General features: G+C 44.2%; 16 protein-coding genes and 1 other RNA gene. 9 read left to right on the top strand and 8 right to left on the bottom strand.

Annotation, left to right across the window (positions count from 1 at the left end):
• Nucleotides 1–16: 16 nt before the first annotated feature.
• Genes ACXAER_RS17780 through pspF form a run of 6 tightly spaced genes read right to left on the bottom strand, consistent with a single transcriptional unit; the run spans nucleotide 17 to nucleotide 6,538 of the window.
• Nucleotides 17–820: an ATP-binding cassette domain-containing protein gene (locus ACXAER_RS17780; RefSeq protein WP_474831426.1), complete on the bottom strand. Its 804-nt coding sequence runs from the start codon at nucleotides 818–820 to the stop codon at nucleotides 17–19.
• The gene (locus ACXAER_RS17775) at nucleotides 820–1,815 is read right to left on the bottom strand and encodes a peptide ABC transporter ATP-binding protein (protein ID WP_179982689.1); all 996 of its coding nucleotides are present in this window, start codon (nucleotides 1,813–1,815) and stop codon (nucleotides 820–822) included. The genes ACXAER_RS17780 and ACXAER_RS17775 overlap by 1 nt, the downstream gene beginning before the upstream one ends.
• 1 nt (nucleotide 1,816) lies before the next feature.
• Nucleotides 1,817–2,710: an ABC transporter permease subunit gene (locus tag ACXAER_RS17770; RefSeq protein ID WP_474831422.1), complete on the bottom strand. Its 894-nt coding sequence runs from the start codon at nucleotides 2,708–2,710 to the stop codon at nucleotides 1,817–1,819.
• Nucleotides 2,697–3,728 carry an ABC transporter permease subunit gene (locus ACXAER_RS17765; RefSeq protein ID WP_474831420.1) on the bottom strand — a complete coding sequence of 344 codons (1,032 nt, stop codon included), beginning with the start codon at nucleotides 3,726–3,728 and terminating at the stop codon, nucleotides 2,697–2,699. The genes ACXAER_RS17770 and ACXAER_RS17765 overlap by 14 nt, the downstream gene beginning before the upstream one ends.
• Nucleotides 3,725–5,413: an ABC transporter substrate-binding protein gene (locus ACXAER_RS17760; protein WP_474831416.1), complete on the bottom strand. Its 1,689-nt coding sequence runs from the start codon at nucleotides 5,411–5,413 to the stop codon at nucleotides 3,725–3,727. Before ACXAER_RS17760 ends, ACXAER_RS17765 begins: the two co-directional genes overlap by 4 nt.
• Nucleotides 5,414–5,416: 3 nt before the next feature.
• A complete protein-coding gene (gene pspF, locus ACXAER_RS17755; RefSeq protein WP_474831414.1) occupies nucleotides 5,417–6,538 on the bottom strand; it encodes a phage shock protein operon transcriptional activator in 1,122 nt (373 codons plus the stop codon).
• Nucleotides 6,539–6,759: 221 nt separating this feature from the next.
• Here pspF and pspA point away from each other — a divergent pair, with 221 nt between their 5' ends.
• From pspA to maiA, 7 genes are all read left to right on the top strand, one after another.
• Nucleotides 6,760–7,443, top strand: a complete 684-nt coding sequence (pspA, locus tag ACXAER_RS17750) for a phage shock protein PspA (protein WP_474831412.1) — start codon at nucleotides 6,760–6,762, stop codon at nucleotides 7,441–7,443.
• Between the two features lie 75 nt (nucleotides 7,444–7,518).
• Entirely contained in the window at nucleotides 7,519–7,758 is a 240-nt protein-coding gene (gene pspB, locus ACXAER_RS17745) for an envelope stress response membrane protein PspB (protein WP_474831680.1), read from the top strand.
• Nucleotides 7,755–8,201, top strand: a complete 447-nt coding sequence (pspC, locus tag ACXAER_RS17740) for an envelope stress response membrane protein PspC (protein WP_474808132.1) — start codon at nucleotides 7,755–7,757, stop codon at nucleotides 8,199–8,201. Before pspB ends, pspC begins: the two co-directional genes overlap by 4 nt.
• 203 nt (nucleotides 8,202–8,404) lie before the next feature.
• Nucleotides 8,405–9,205 carry a phenylalanine 4-monooxygenase gene (gene phhA, locus ACXAER_RS17735; RefSeq protein WP_474831407.1) on the top strand — a complete coding sequence of 267 codons (801 nt, stop codon included), beginning with the start codon at nucleotides 8,405–8,407 and terminating at the stop codon, nucleotides 9,203–9,205.
• Between the two features lie 213 nt (nucleotides 9,206–9,418).
• Nucleotides 9,419–10,975, top strand: a complete 1,557-nt coding sequence (gene tyrR, locus ACXAER_RS17730) for a transcriptional regulator TyrR (RefSeq protein WP_474831404.1) — start codon at nucleotides 9,419–9,421, stop codon at nucleotides 10,973–10,975.
• 349 nt (nucleotides 10,976–11,324) lie between these two features.
• The gene (locus tag ACXAER_RS17725; RefSeq protein WP_474831401.1) at nucleotides 11,325–12,335 is read left to right on the top strand and encodes a fumarylacetoacetate hydrolase family protein; all 1,011 of its coding nucleotides are present in this window, start codon (nucleotides 11,325–11,327) and stop codon (nucleotides 12,333–12,335) included.
• Between the two features lie 174 nt (nucleotides 12,336–12,509).
• Nucleotides 12,510–13,163 carry a maleylacetoacetate isomerase gene (maiA, locus tag ACXAER_RS17720; protein WP_474831399.1) on the top strand — a complete coding sequence of 218 codons (654 nt, stop codon included), beginning with the start codon at nucleotides 12,510–12,512 and terminating at the stop codon, nucleotides 13,161–13,163.
• Between the two features lie 81 nt (nucleotides 13,164–13,244).
• Here maiA and ACXAER_RS17715 read toward each other — a convergent pair whose 3' ends face one another.
• The gene (locus ACXAER_RS17715) at nucleotides 13,245–13,712 is read right to left on the bottom strand and encodes an Lrp/AsnC family transcriptional regulator (RefSeq protein ID WP_014948689.1); all 468 of its coding nucleotides are present in this window, start codon (nucleotides 13,710–13,712) and stop codon (nucleotides 13,245–13,247) included.
• Nucleotides 13,713–14,031: 319 nt separating this feature from the next.
• Here ACXAER_RS17715 and ACXAER_RS17710 point away from each other — a divergent pair, with 319 nt between their 5' ends.
• Together ACXAER_RS17710 and ffs are read left to right on the top strand one after the other, a co-directional pair.
• Entirely contained in the window at nucleotides 14,032–15,090 is a 1,059-nt protein-coding gene (locus ACXAER_RS17710) for a Glu/Leu/Phe/Val dehydrogenase dimerization domain-containing protein (protein ID WP_474831396.1), read from the top strand.
• 86 nt (nucleotides 15,091–15,176) lie between these two features.
• An RNA gene (ffs, locus tag ACXAER_RS17705) (signal recognition particle sRNA small type) lies at nucleotides 15,177–15,273 on the top strand.
• A gap of 14 nt (nucleotides 15,274–15,287) precedes the next feature.
• Here ffs and ACXAER_RS17700 read toward each other — a convergent pair.
• Nucleotides 15,288–15,581, bottom strand: a complete 294-nt coding sequence (locus tag ACXAER_RS17700; RefSeq protein ID WP_474831393.1) for a late competence development ComFB family protein — start codon at nucleotides 15,579–15,581, stop codon at nucleotides 15,288–15,290.
• Between the last annotated feature and the right edge of the window lie 241 nt (nucleotides 15,582–15,822).

The raw sequence follows: 15,822 nt of genomic DNA, 5'->3' as shown, positions 1-15,822 counted from the left end.
TACTGCCCTCAGCGCTTTAACGGATTGTATTTTGCGGCACTAACGACTGGTAAGCCGTAACCAGTTTCTTCGTGCGGGTGTGCTGCGGCCACCTGAAAATAGTTTCAGTTTTACCTTCCTCTACAATTTCGCCGCCTTCCATCACCACAATTCTATCGGCAATATGCCGGACAATCCCTAAATTGTGGCTTATAAAGATAAATGCTAAGCCCAGCTCTTGCTGTAGTTGCAGTATTAGGTTCACAGTCTGCGAGCGAATAGTAGGGTCTAATGCAGCAAAGGGTTCATCTGCAACAAGCACTTTGGGTTTTAGTACTATAGCCCTAGCTAATGCCACGCGCTGCTGTTGGCCGTCAGAAAGCATGTGCCGGTAAAAATAATAATGCTCGCGTAGTAACCCTACTTTTACCAACATATCTTCGATAATAGGCTTGCGCTCGGCTTCGCTAAGACCCGTATTCAAACGCAAAGGTTCGTCTAGGATTTTGCCTACCGGAACCGATGGGTTCATCGATTCCGCACTGTGTTGCAGAATCATTCGAATGTCGTGGGTCCGCTTGCGTTGGCCGTCTTTCGACTGGTACTTGGCTAAATACTTGTGAGTGTTTATTTCAATTTCACCCGCATCGGCAGGTAGGGCGCCAACTAATAATTTAGCAAGAAGGGATTTACCCGAACGGTTTTCCCCTATGATGGCAATAGTTTCACCGCGTTTAACGTTCATATTCACCGGGCCGAGTTGAAACACCTCAGGTCGCTTTAACCAGCGCTTCTTTTCGTTATGTATAAACGTAAGATCTTTTACCTGCAAAATATCCATCACAGCTTCTCCATATGAAGAGGATAATGACAGCTGTAGCTATGATCGTGAATTTTTCGTACGGCTGGCGTTTGTACACATGCGCGCTGAGCCCGTGGACAGCGTGGCCCTAATCGGCAGCCAATAGGCAAATGTTGCAGCGTTGGTATAGAGCCGCTTAACGTTGGTAATGCAGACTTAGGCGGTAAGTCTTTTCTGAAGCTTGGCGCACTGTCTAATAGCGCTTTAGTGTACGGGTGAAGAGGGCGCTTCTTAATGTGCTTCATCTTTCCCGATTCCACAGTCTGCCCGGCGTAAAGCACTGTCATTGAATGTGACATACTCGCAATGGCAAGCAAATCATGGCTGACAAACAAAATCGATAGGGAGCGAGTTTGATTAAGACGTGTAAAGAGTTTTAGGATCTGCGTCTTGGTTGTGGGCTCCATGCCTCGGGTGGGATCATCTGCGATAAGTAATTTGGGTTGAGACACCAGCGCCATTGCTATCATGAACTTTTGCCCAATATCAGCGGGAATTTGGTGAGGGAATGCACTTAGGTAATGCTTGTGGTGCTTTATCCCCACTTTGTGTACAGTGCTTATGGCTATTTTTTTTCTGTGCTGCGCACGTTGCCAAAACCAGCTTCCTTCAACAAATTCATCAGGAATACTTTCTTCAAGCTGTTCACCAAGCGTGGCCGACGGGTCAAGCGCCGCTTGCGGGTTTTGAAAAACCACTGCGATTTCACGACGCATCACTTCGCGACGTTGTTGAACCGACATACCTAGTAGGTTTTCTCCATTCCAGCTCATACGGTCGGCGGTTAAATTCCACTGATTTGGCAGCGCTCCACAGATTGCCGATACAATAAGACTCTTACCAGAACCCGATTCGCCCACAAGTGCACGGATCTCGCCTGAACTCACTGACAAATTTACTTTATCCAACGCTTTTATAGTGCTGTCACCGTTCTGCATTTCTAAGGTGAGGTTTTTGATATCAAGCATCGGCATATTAGTGACTCACTCTTTTTCTTAGTGAAGAACGCAAGCCGTCACCCACGATATTGATGGACAATACAACAAAAAATATTGCCATACCGGGAACCGCTACGTTCCAAGGTGCTAAATAAGTAACGTCTAGTCCGTCGGCGAGAATTACACCTAATTCGGGTAACGGTGATTGTGCGCCCAAGTTTAAGAAGCCAAGAGCCGAAATATCTATAACCGCGATTGAAAGGGCCAGCGTTCCTTGAACCACAAGCATTTCTGTCATATTCGGTAAGATAGAATGAACGAAAAGCTGCCACTTACTTGCCCCATCAAGCGTTGACGCAACAATGTAGTCTTTTTTCATTTCTGCGCGCACGAAACTTCGCGTGTGATGCACAAACTGGGGAATAAGCGCTAGGGTAATGGCCCACATACTATTAACTAAGCCCGTACCCAATATTGCAACTATGATAATAGCAATCAGAAGAGTAGGGATAGCCATTAGTGCATCAAGTAAATGATTAGCGACGCTTGAGCGAACCCCGCGCAACATCCCGGCCAGCGTACCTAAACTCACGCCAACTAACATAGCCAGTACCACTGTAATGAATGCCGACCCCAGTGTTGTCCTACAACCATAAATGATACGGGTAAATAAGTCTCTTCCAAGCGCGTCTGTGCCGAATAAATGGGAAATAGAACCATTCGCTAGCCAACTAGGCGGAATTAACAACCCGTCAATGTTCTGTTCTACAGCGTCATAAGGTGTGATGAGAGGGGCGAATAAGGCGCACACCACGAATAGCGCAAGCATTATTAGACCTAGCATAGAAATGTGACTGGCCTTGAACGAAGCCCAGGTCCGTTGCCAAGGGGATGGATGAAACTCTTCTTCGTACAAACTAAACTGTGGCACGCTCGTATTTCTCTCTACTTGGGTCAATCATACGGTTTAATACATCGACTAAAATTGTCAGGGTAATCACTACCGTTGATACCGCCATCATGCCAATACGCAAAGCGGGGTAATCTCGTTGATAGATGGCTTGAATCAGCCAGTTGCCGATTCCAGGCCATGAAAACAAGATTTCAACAATCATTGCATTGGTTATAAGCGTCGTAATCTGAATTGCCATCAGTGGCAAAATGGGGAGTAGTGCATTACGGAGTATATGGCGAAAAAATATTTGCCAACTAGAAAGGCCGCGTGACTGGGCTGCAGCAATATACGGACGATGTTTTACATCTATAACTGAGCGCCGGGTTATGCGAATCATTGAAGCAGTGGTTATGGCGCCAATAGCAAATGTGGGTAACGCTAAGTGCGACAGTGCATCTTTAAATGCCAAGGCTTTGTTTTCGTTATCTGACAATAAAACGTCTATCAGAATAAAGCCTGTGACAGGCTCTATGTCGTAAATTAGACTTATTCGACCAGATAGTGGAGCCACGTCCAATTCCAAACTGAAGATAAGAATAAGCAGCAGTGCGAACCAGAAAACGGGGAAAGAATAAGTAGTAATGCTTGCACTATTTATTAAGTGGTCAGATGTTGAGTAACAGCGAATGCCGGCAAAGTAGCCTAAGGGAATGCCGACAAATAAGGCCATCAGCATTGCATACGTAGCCAGTTCCATTGTGGCAGGCATTGCAATCGCCACTTCTTCTCTTAAGGGGAGACCAGACGTGAAGCTATAGCCCCAATCACCGGTCAGCAAATTACCTACATAGTATAAAAACTGAAATATATAAGACTGGTCTAACTTAAATTGTTGCTCAAGCGCTGCGCGCTGCATCTCATTTTGTGGCACAAGCCCGGTTAAGTTTTCTAACGTATCACCCGGAAAAAGGTAGGCGAGCGAGAACGAAATAATCGTTAACACGAGTAGCGTTAATACAAATAAAGTGCAGTATCTCAGGAGAATTTGGATCACAGTTTTTTCTCTACCCCGCCAAAACGCACGCCGCCAAAGGGGTTAATAGCCATGCCTTTTAACTCATTCCTGTATGCCTGGTAGCGATAGGCATGCGCAATGGGTACTACAGGAAGACGTTCGTATAGTAGCCTATTTACTTGCTTGTAAATAGCTGATCTCTCTTCAATATCATCTGTTTGAAGCGCTTCGTTGAGTAGCTTGTCATAATCACTATTACACCACATCGCTCGGTTTGTTCCTGATGGGATTGCCCCGCAGCTCAATAGCGGGCGATAGAAGTTATCTGGGTCACCATTATCGGCAGACCACCCTATGAGTACAGAGTCATGCAAGCCTTCTTGTAGATGGCGCCTAAATGTAGCCCAGTCGTAACTTACAATAGTTGCTTCTACACCTACATCGCGAAGATATCGCTGAATTAGCTCTGCCATTTTTGTCGCGTTGGGGTTGTAAGCGCGTTCGACCGGCATTGCCCAGATTGTCATTGAAAATCCGGAGGCTATCCCGGCATCAGCCAGTAATTTTCGCGCTAAAACAGGGTTGTAAGCCGTGTCATCGGCATCATTTTGAAATGCCCAGCTCGCCGCAGGTAGCAGGGTTTTAGCCCGTGTTGCACTGTCGAAATAAACCGCCTCTAGCAAAGTGTTTTTGTCTATAGCCGCGGCGAGTGCGCGTCTTACATCGGGATTATCAAATGGCGGGCGCTGTGTGTTAAAGGCCCAAAATCCCACGTTTAGCCCTGGCTTTTCGGCCAACGTTAGGTCATCCTCAGTGCGAATAACTTCAAGCTCAGTTTGTGCTGGGAATGCGGTGGCGTCACATTCCCCAGTCATCAGTTTAGCCAGTCGCAATGAACTTCGCGGTGTTATATCGAAAATAAGTTGTTCAACCTGAGTCTTTTTGTGCTCTTCGCTCACATCTTCTGGGTCGGCTGCTAAATGACTTCCTTCTTCTTCATGTGTTTGTGTACGCCAATCGTCATCGTGGCGCAAATACTTAATAAAGTGATCTTTCCGGTAACTTTCAAATTTAAAGGGGCCAGTACCAATTGGGAGCTGATCAATTTTGCTAGGCGTTCCGGCCTGTGTGAGCTTCGTTGCATATTCTTTTGACAGTATAACGGCAAAATCAGTGGCTAAATTTGCCAAAAACGAACTGTCCCGGCGTTTAAGTGTAATTTCAACACGATAACCGTTTACTCGCTTAACCGACGCAATATTTTGAGCAATACCTATGCTTTCAAAGTATGGATAGCTTCCGCCTGACACGTAATGATACGGGTGTGATTTTAAGCGCCAGCGGTCAATGCTGAAGATGACGTCGTCAGCGTTGAAGTTTCTGCTTGGCTCAAAATAGTCCGTAGTGTGAAACCAAACATCTTTACGAAGCTGAAAGGCGTAGGTGAGCCCGTCATCACTAACTAGCCAGCTACTAGCAAGACTCGGCACAATGCGACCAGAATCGGGGTCGAAATCAAGTAGTCTATCGTACAGTTGGTGAGATGATGCATCAGATGTTGTGCTCGATGTATCAAGCTGCGGATTAAATGTTACTGGGTTGCTTTCAGAACAATAAATAATACCCGTATTATAAAACGCTTGTTTATTCTGTTTAGCACAGGATGCAACAAGAAGCGCTGTACATAAACATAATGACAAACGCTTCACCAAACCATGGGACATGCTCTACGCCTCGACGTTTTCAGCGGAAGAATCTAGTAAGTTATATTTTTTGAGATAGCCTCGCAGCTGATGATAAGTCAGGCTCAATTTTTCAGCGGTTTTCTTTTGATTAAACTGACTGTCAGCAAGTGCCTGTTTTATCATATCTATCTCATGTTGTTGAGAGCGTTCTTTCAAATCTATGGGATATTCGACAATTTCCTGCTTTTTAGCAGGGGTAAGTGGTGTAACGTCAGCACTTTCAATACGTTCATTTACCATTGATGTGTCTGATTGCTTAACATGGTTAGGCGAATCTGTAGCGCTCACTCTGTCATTTGTTTTAACTCTACCTTTCGGACGGTAGGCTGACTCGAACGGGTCTAACACTATTTCATGGACGGGGAGGTGTGGGTTATTCGTTCTGTATACTGCACGTTCGACCACATTTTTAAGCTCACGGATATTACCAGGCCAATCATAATCAAGCAGAGTGCGTTTTGCTTTTTCAGTGAAGCCGCTAAACAGTTCCATTTCCATTTCACGGGCCATATTAATAGCGAAGTTTTCAGCTAACATCATGATATCTTCTCGACGCTCGCGAAGGGGCGGGATGGTGATAACGTCAAAAGCAAGACGATCGAGAAGGTCTGCGCGAAATTCACCGGCATCGGCAAGGGCTGGCAAATCTTCATTGGTAGCTGCGATAAGGCGTACATCGGTTTTTACTGACTTACTGCCACCTACGCGCTCAAATTCGCCATATTCCACTACCCGCAGTAGCTTTTCCTGAATAAGACCCGATGTGTTAGCGAGTTCGTCAAGGAATAGGGTACCGTTGTGCGCCACTTCAAAGCGACCTTCGCGACGTTTCGAAGCGCCGGTAAAGGCACCAGCTTCATAACCGAAAAGCTCACTTTCTAATAAACTTTCACTTAGTGCCGCGCAATTCAACTTAATGTAGTTTTGATCCCAGCGCTTTGATAAGAAATGCAGGCGCGCAGCAATCAGCTCTTTACCAGTGCCTCGTTCGCCAATGACGAGGACGGGTTTATCTAGCGGTGCAATCTGTGAAATTTGCTCTAAAACTTCTAGAAAACTATTTGCTTGGCCAAGTAAATTGTCTTGCTGTCGATACCTACTCATTAAATCCCTCAAAAATTAGTCATTTCGACCAATTAATAGTGTAGAACAAAAGATATTGATAAACGAGCATTATTTGAGCGCATGGAAAATGTATATAAAATAACAGGTTAGCATCTGAACAAAGTTGGCAAGTATATTGAATGCTACCTATACCAAGAGTAACCTATTTATCAAGTGTGGTGTTTTCTAACACTTACCATTTTTAGCAAGAGGTAATTATTATGGGTATCTTCTCGCGTTTTACAGATATTGTGAATTCGAATATTAATGCGATTTTAGACAAAGCCGAAGATCCTGAGAAAATGGTTAGATTAATCATTCAGGAAATGGAAGACACGTTGGTTGAGGTGCGCTCTGCATCTGCAAAGACGCTAGCCAATAAAAAGGAAATTGCTAATCAAATTGCAAAGTATGAAAGCGATGCAAATGATTGGGAAGCAAAAGCAGAACTTGCGTTAAGCAAAGATAGAGAAGACTTGGCGCGCGCTGCGCTGCAAGAAAAGAAAAAGTCTGCAGAAGCTGCAGAAGCGCTAAGTAAAGAATTGGCCGTTGTTGAAGAACAAATCAGTAAGCTTCAGGATGAAATTGGCCAGCTTCAAGAAAAGCTTGCAGATGCTAAGAGCCGTCAGAAAGCCATTATTATGCGTCAGAAAACCGCAAGCTCTCGTCTAGAGGTTAAAAAGACGCTAGACAGCACCAGAGTAGATAACGCAATGGGACGCTTTGAGCAGTACGAGCGTAAAATCGATGACCTTGAATCTCAGGTGGAAGCTTATGATTTGGGTAAAAAGACACTGCAAGATGAGTTTGCTGAACTAGAAGCCAGCGACAAAGTTGAAGACGAACTAGCTGCGCTAAAAGCCAAAGTAAAAAGTGCTAATAAAAGCACCGAAAAATCAGAATAATAAAAACAAGGTATACCCTCTTGATGGAAAACCGTGAAGAGGGTAGTTACATCAGAGTTTGTAGGAGACATTGAGATGGATGAAGGTACAATTGCAGTGTTGGTTATGCCACTTGTGGTGTTCTCAATTTTTGTCGCTCCCATTTGGCTAATATTACACTATCGAAGCAAAAAGCAAGTAAACCAAGGACTGAGTGCGGAAGAGCATGCGTCTTTAAAAGACTTAGCTGAAAAGGCAGAGAAAATGAGTGAGCGCATTGAGACACTAGAAGCCATTCTAGATAGTGAGGCGCCTGAGTGGAGAAATAGAGCATGAGAAATGGTAAGCAGCTCTATCGCAACCCGGAAAATGCACGCATTGCGGGTGTGTGTTCAGGTATAGCCGAATACTTTGGGTTGGAAACCTGGTTAGTGAGAATCTTAGTCGTTACCGGTTTCTTTTTACTTGCAGGACCCTTTATCTTTGTCGCCTACATAGCCGCTTGGTTCATTTTAGATAAGAAGCCTGCTGGCCTTGATGATAAGCCTACAACACCGGTTTTTTCAAAAGGTAAAGGCTGGACGAATCCAAACGCTGGACAGGTAAAAAGCCCTAAAGTTGAGGTGAAAACCAAAGTTTGGCAGGCTGGAGAGCCACCTAAACAGGCGTTTCACGATATTCGCAATCGCTTTGAAAAAGCAGAAGTTCGTCTACGTAAAATGGAAACCTATGTGACGTCTCGTGAATATCAGCTAAATAAAGAAATTAGCCGTCTATAGCTGGCATTACAGCTCACAAGAATCTAAACGGAAACCGCTCGCATTGGGCGGTTTTTTATTATCTAAATCAAAAGCTTTAGTTGCTTATGTAAAATTCCTGTTACAGCAAATATGAAGGTGCCATGGGGTCATCCACTTTTCGGCGCCGTGAATTTCATTAGACTAAAAGGTAAGTTATTTCACACCTATTGGTTACAGAAGTTATGCCAAAATCAACGCAATACCAGTCGAGACATTCTGATGAGAATGGCATTATTCATTGGTCTGATGAAGAAAACCAAATTTGGTCAGAGCTGTATGCGAGACAAATTCCACTGGTAAAAGAAAGAGCGTGCCAAGAATATTTAGACGGGCTTGATTTGTTGAAATTGAACGAAAAAGAAATTCCTCAGTTGCCAGACATCAACAAAGTTCTGATGGAGAAAACGGGGTGGCAAACTGCTGAAGTACCTGCGCTAATAAATTTCGGAGAATTTTTTAGATTGCTGGCGAACAAGCAGTTTCCTGTCGCGACTTTTATTCGTACTCGAGAAGAATTCGATTATCTTCAAGAGCCCGATATTTTTCATGAGGTATTTGGACACTGCCCGCTTTTAACAAATCCAGCTTTTGCCCACTTTACCCACACATATGGAAAGTTGGGTTTAGCGGCAAGTAAGGAAGACCGAGTTTACTTAGCACGTCTTTATTGGTTCACGGTAGAATTCGGACTAGTGCGAGCCAAAGATAAGTTAAAAATATATGGCGGCGGTATCTTGTCCTCACCTGGCGAAACTATCTACGCGTTAGACAGCGACACGCCATTGCGCAATCCACTAACTGCTATTGATGCTCTGCGTACGCCTTATCGTATCGATATTATGCAGCCTCTTTACTATATTCTGCCGGAATTCGACCATTTGTTCGAATTGGCCGAAATGGACATTATGGCGCTAGTGGAAAAAGCTAAATCCTTAGGGTTGTTTTCCCCACTTTTCCCACCGAAAGAGAAAAAAGCGAGCTAGCGCTATTGTTAATTAAATGTGTTTTATATAGGATGCCGCGGATTGAAGCGGCATTTTTTATTTCTGCGGCCTAGTCCTTTTACTTCGTGCTGTTTACGTCTTTAAAGTAATCGCTTATCGCAAATTTAAAGTTCTGTAACATTTATCTTGTTATCTTTTTGTAAAAGTATGATATCCTGTACATATATGTTTACAATAAAGCCATAACACCCTATGCGTCTAGAAATAAGCTGTCAGGACCGTCTTGGGATCACTCAAGATGTATTAGATATCCTCGTTACCAAAGAAATAGATTTGCGTGGTATTGAAATTGATCCCGCAGGTAAAATTTTCCTTAATTTTCCCAATATTGAGTTTGCTGATTTTCAGCACCTTATGCCTCAAATACGCCGCATCGACGGCATCGATGATGTAAAAACAACCTTATTCATGCCGGGGGAGCGAGAGAAGAATCAACTCTCTGCCATTTTGCGAACTTTGCCTGATCCTGTTTTCTCAATAGATGCTAAGGGAAATATTTTACTGTGTAACGAAGCGGTAAGTGCAGGGCTTGAAATGCCAAGCAATGAAATTGTTGGTACTGAGGTCAGTGAAGTTGTTAAAGGTTTCAACTTTACTAAATGGATGGATGGGAAGTCACCGGGCCCACAATCGTCAAAAGTGAAGTTTATTCAGCAGGATTATCTTGCCGATATGCTGCCAATCACCGTACCCGATGGCGAGCAAAATATGATCATGGCAGGTGCCGTGGTGATATTAAAATCGGAAATGCGCCTTGGCCAACAGTTTACTGCTTTCCACCAGTCGCCTACCGATAGTTTCGATCGGTTTGTCACTCAATCACCTTTTATGAAGCGAGTGGTTCACGAAGCCAAGCGAATAGCCGACCTAGATGCGCCTATTTTAATTTTTGGCGAGACAGGCACGGGTAAAGAGATGATTGCTAGGGCGTGTCATCAGTCCAGCCGCCGTAGCGAAGGTGCATTTTTAGCACTAAATTGTGCATCGCTACCCGACAGCGTGGCGGAAACTGAACTGTTTGGTTACGCTGCTGGTGCGTTTAACCAGCCAAGCGCTAAGGTTGGGCTATTAGAACAGGCGAAAGGCGGTACGCTTTTACTTGATGAAATAGCCGACATGTCATCTCAGCTTCAGGCCAAATTGCTTCGAGTTTTAGAGGATGGTGAATTTAGACGCGTGGGGGACTCAGAACCGGTTAAAGTCGATGTGCGATTTATTTGTACTACGTGCCGTGACTTAGGTCAGTTAGTGGAAGAGGGCCGATTTAGAAAAGAGTTGTATTATCGCCTAAACGTGTTGAGCTTAGTAATGCCGTCTTTGAAAGACAGAAGGCAGGACATAGTACCTCTAGCCGAATCCTTTATTGTACAGCACAGTACTAAACTGGGCCGTCGTCCCGCAAAACTAAGTAAGTCTTGTGTAGATTTTCTACAGCAGTATCCATGGCCTGGCAATGTAAGACAGCTTCAAAATGCCCTTTACCGAGCATTATCATTGCTAGATGGAAAGGAAATTACTAAAGAAGATATTCAACTGCCAAGCTGTGCTCCTAGTGTTACCTATATAGATGAGAACTTCGACGGAACATTAGATGAGGAAGTGAAGAAGTTTGAGAAGGACCTGCTGAAGCGCTTATACCCTTCCTATCCAAGTACTCGTCAATTAGCGAAAAAGCTAGGTTTGAGCCATACCGCTATTGCAAACAAGCTACGAGAGTATGGCATCAACAAAGCTACTGTTAAGCTCTGACCATCTATAAACGTACTGCCCTTTGATTCGCGAATAATGGCAAAGGGCAATACGGTTAGAGGCTTTTTAGCACCGCTACGCTTCCGTTACGATAAATTTACATCTCCTACGGAGCAGACAATCAGTGCCTTTCGTTCACGATTACCAACATTAGGCGTACACCCTTTCTTACAGTCACACAAAACTTCGTTTCTCAAACACTTCTCAACGTATACCAACTAGTGGCATAACTATATTCACATAATGCTTACAATTTGCTGGCACAGTAAGGTTACTCTCATTTCATATTTTGCAAATCGAGAGGTTAGGTACACGCTCCAAGCAAAAGAAATATGTCGAGGAAAGAACAATGAAACTAGCTACCTATAAAAATGAAACCCGCGATGGCTGCCTGATGGTAGTGTCAAAAGATCTTTCTCGCGCTTGCAGTGTAAAGGATATTGCAAAGACAATGCAGCACGCACTGGATAATTGGAAAGAGATAGCGCCTCAGCTTCAGATGAGGTACCAAGCACTGAATGAAGGCACCTGCGAAAGCGTTCCGTTCGACGCTTCTCGCTGCGAGTCTCCTTTACCGCGCGCGTATCAATGGGCTGACGGTAGCGCTTATGTGAACCACGTTGAATTGGTAAGAAAGGCACGAAATGCAGAAATGCCCGAAAGTTTTTGGACCGACCCGCTAATGTATCAAGGTGGGTCAGATGACTTTATTGGACCTCTTGATGACATTATCTTGCCAAGTGACGACTGGGGCATAGATTTTGAGGGAGAAGTTGCCGTTGTTACCGATGACGTGCCTATGGCATGTTCACCAGAACAAGCGTCAGAGCGCATCCGCCTTGTAATGCTGGTTAACGATGTTTCCCTCCGTGGCTTAATTCCTGGGGAACTAGCAAAGGGGTTTGGTTTCTTTCAGTCTAAACCTGCTTCTAGCTTCTCACCCGTTGCAGTAACACCAGACGAGTTAGGCGATGCTTGGAAAGAGAGTAAAGTTCACCTGCCGTTACGCTCTACTTATAACGGAGAATTGTTTGGCAAGCCCGAAGCGGGTCAAGACATGACCTTCGATTTTGGTCAGCTAGTTGCACACGCTGCAAAGAGCAGAAATTTAGGTGCAGGAGCAATTATTGGCTCAGGTACGGTGTCCAATAAACAGGGCACAGACCATGGTTCAGCCATTGCAGAAGGCGGGGTAGGTTATTCGTGTATTGCCGAAGTACGTATGATTGAAACAATACGCGATGGTAAACCTTCTACGCCCTTCATGCAGTTTGGTGACCGTATTCGCATTGAAATGCTAGATAAAGAGGGTAAATCAGTATTCGGTGCTATCGAACAGCAGGTAAAGCCGCTGAGCTAAAGAGTCAGAATCGATTAGAGGCGAAAGGGGCAATGGCTTTTTGTTCACTGACAAGCTTTTATACGAGGAGCTGGTCGTTTTGTTTCGCACAATCATTAATAGAAGGTAATGCGTTGATGTATAGCAACAAGCAGCGTTTTCCTTGGCTATATGTTTGACCGATGGAGTATTACCATGAGCATCAAGCTTTACGGTTATTGGCGTTCAACCGCGTCATATCGAACACGAATTGCACTTAATTTAAAAGGTGTTGAGTACGAGTATGTGCCAGTGCATCTTGTCAATAACGGCGGGGAGCAGCATAGCGGTGAGTATTCACGGCTGAACCCCGCACACCTTGTCCCCACTTTTGTTGATGAAGACGAAGATATTATTCTCAATCAATCGCTAGCTATCATTGAATATCTTGATGAGAGATACGAGAGTGAGCACAGGCTAGTGCCAGAGCACTTAACAGAGCGTGCTAGAGTAAGAGCGTTAGCGCAAGATATCGCCTGCGATATTCAGCCCATAGGTAACCTTCGAGTACTAAATGCGCTTAAAGGTAATTTTGAGGCCTCTCAAGATGATGTGGCTAAGTGGGCTGCGCATTGGATTACATTGGGGTTTGATGGAATTGAACAACGCCTACAAACCCAAGCTGGCAAGTATTGTTTCGACTTCGACGTTACCCTTGCTGATATTTGTTTAGTACCGCAAGTGTATAACGCACAGCGCTTTAACGTGGATATGACCCGCTATCCGCTAATTAGTAAAATTGCGAACAACTGTAATGAGCTGAATGCATTTGAAAAGGCGAGGCCTGAGAATCAAACCGACGCAGTTTGAATGGTATGGGGTCAGAGTCATGACTCTCGCGCTTTGAATGGTATGGGGTCAGAGTCGTGACTCTGACCCCATAACTTTTTACTACTGACGTTTTATTGGTAGCTCTGTGGTGTTTTTCACTTGCTTCAATGCGAAGGTTGAACTTAAGTGGTCCACAAGAGGAAGATGCGTCAATTTCGTTTTAAGTAAAAATTCGTATTCTTCAATACTTTCCACTATCACTTTCAGCAAATAGTCTTTTTCTCCACTTGTGGTGTGGCACTCCACTATTTCATCGATGTTCTGAACTGCATTTTCAAAGTCGGTCAGTGAGTCACCGTCATGGTTTTTGAGCGTGACATAGATAAAGACTGATACGCCTAAATTAAGTTTTTTGCTGTTTAGCAAGGTAACTTTACCTAAGATAATTCCGTCGGCTTCCATTCTTTTTACGCGGCGCCAGCATGGCGTATGTGACAATCCAACACGCTGACTTAAATCTGCCATTGATACCGTGGCGTCTTGCTGAAGCACGCGCAAAATTTCACGGTCAAACTTATCCAATTTCATTAACACTGTTTCCGTCGTCTTTATGATGTTTATTATATATCAAAAAAAAATCTAGGATAGCTATCCTAGAAAAATAGTATTCAATTCTATTGCGTTTCAGTTTGTAAAATTCATTAACAAACTTTGCAAGGCATGTCCTCAGAACTATCAGATACACTTCTTAAAATGTTGATGATCTTTGCAGTACCGCCGCTAGGCCAATAAGTGTATCGCAAATCGTTATCAGACTCTCACATCATTCCAAATGAGCGCCGTTTAGAATTCGTGACAGCTCAGACTTGGATAGGCTTTTATTCATCACAGTATTAATAGGGAAAATATGTCAGTTTTTGATCACCCAGAGTTCGATAAACACGAACACGTTGCGTTTTATCACGACGAAAAAGCGGGCCTGAGTGCCATTATTGCTGTACACAACACTAACCTCGGCCCAGCCCTTGGCGGCTGTAGGATGTGGCCCTATGTTAACAGTGGTGAGGCGTTGACCGACGTATTGAGACTATCTAAAGGGATGACATATAAAGCTGCAATGGCCAATTTAGAGCTTGGCGGCGGCAAGTCGGTAATAATTGGTGACCCTAGAAAAGCAAAATCGCCAGAAATGATGAAAGCGATGGGTAAATTCGTAGAATCATTGGGTGGAAAATATTTCACCGCTGAAGACTCGGGGATTTCAGTAACTGATCTACAAACCATGGCAACTGAGTCTGATTACATAGCGGGTGTTCAAGCACAGTACCACTATGCGGGTGAAGTACCCGATGGAAACCCTGCACCGTCAACGGCATATGGTGTTTTTGTTGGTTTAAAGGCTACCGTAGAGTATGGCTTGAAGCGAAGCTTAGATGGAGTCAGTGTGGCCATTCAAGGAATGGGGCACGTTGGCTATCGTCTTGCTAAGCATTTACATGAACATGGCGCTAAACTTTACGTGGCAGATATTTATCCTGAAGGCGTGGAGAAAGCGGTGAGTGAGTTTGGCGCAACTGCGGTAGCGCCTGAAGAGATTTTAAGTTTAAATGTGGATGTACTTGCACCTTGCGCATTAGGTGCTGCAATAAATGATCAAACGCTACCGGCAATTAAAGCTAAAGTGATTGCAGGTGCAGCAAACAACCAGCTTGCTCGCGAAGATATTGGTGAATTGCTTCAGCAACGCGGTATTTTGTACGCACCAGATTACGTAATCAATGCAGGTGGGGTGATTGACATCTTTCATCAGCGTATGGAATCAAGTTCTAACGAAGCGCTTCGCACACATATTGAACAAATCGGTGAAACGCTAAAAGAGATTTATACCCGCGCAGAGCGAGAGGGCGCCGCGACTAACCGTGTTGCAAACCTTATTGCTGAAGAGAGATTTTCTATAAAGGGTTGAAAACTCAAAGCCAAATGGTCATAATGCGCCCCGCACTCAAGCAGGGGCGAATGACTTTGCTTTGAATGCGAGTTTCTATGGTGGGCTTTTGGTCCTCCCGCAATGATACTCTGTGAACCCGGTCAGGCCTGGAAGGGAGCAGCCGCAGCAGACGACTCATGTGCCGGGATGTGGCTGGAGGCCCGCCACCCAACTATTCACTCAGCTTCTTCTATTTTGTCTTTTTTGCTTTTTTCAGTTTCATCTAAGTATTTCAACCCCTTGCTTATTGCGTGCTCAACATTCATTTCCATTTGATTGCGTTCACTTTGCGGCAGATAAAATGCCATGTCGACCTCATATCGAATATAGCGAGGTGGAACCTGATTTAACGCAAGGCAGCATAAGTCTGCCAAATAGTCGGGACTTTTAGTTTTATCAAGCCCAAGCTTACTTATCCTTTCTAGTACAAGATGTTCATAATAGTTGTGAATATCATCATCTAGTTTCACCTTCGTTCCCCTTATAATTTTTGTAAGCATGTTGCTTTAGTGGTTTGAATAGTATGTGAGCAATAAGTTGCACAAAGCGCCTCTAGCTTAAAAGCATCTATAGCTTATACAAACCCTTCAAGTTTGGAATGGATACATTCGTTTACGCCCACCGCGATACGACATTACCCTAAGCTATGTAACCTTATAATATATAGCTTGTATTCTGGGGATGTCGAGGTGACGGTGATAGTATTAACCA

It is taken from the genome of Alteromonas sp. AWJ4_199 (genome assembly GCF_056159165.1).
This window is presented reverse-complemented; position numbering and strand designations above follow the sequence as displayed.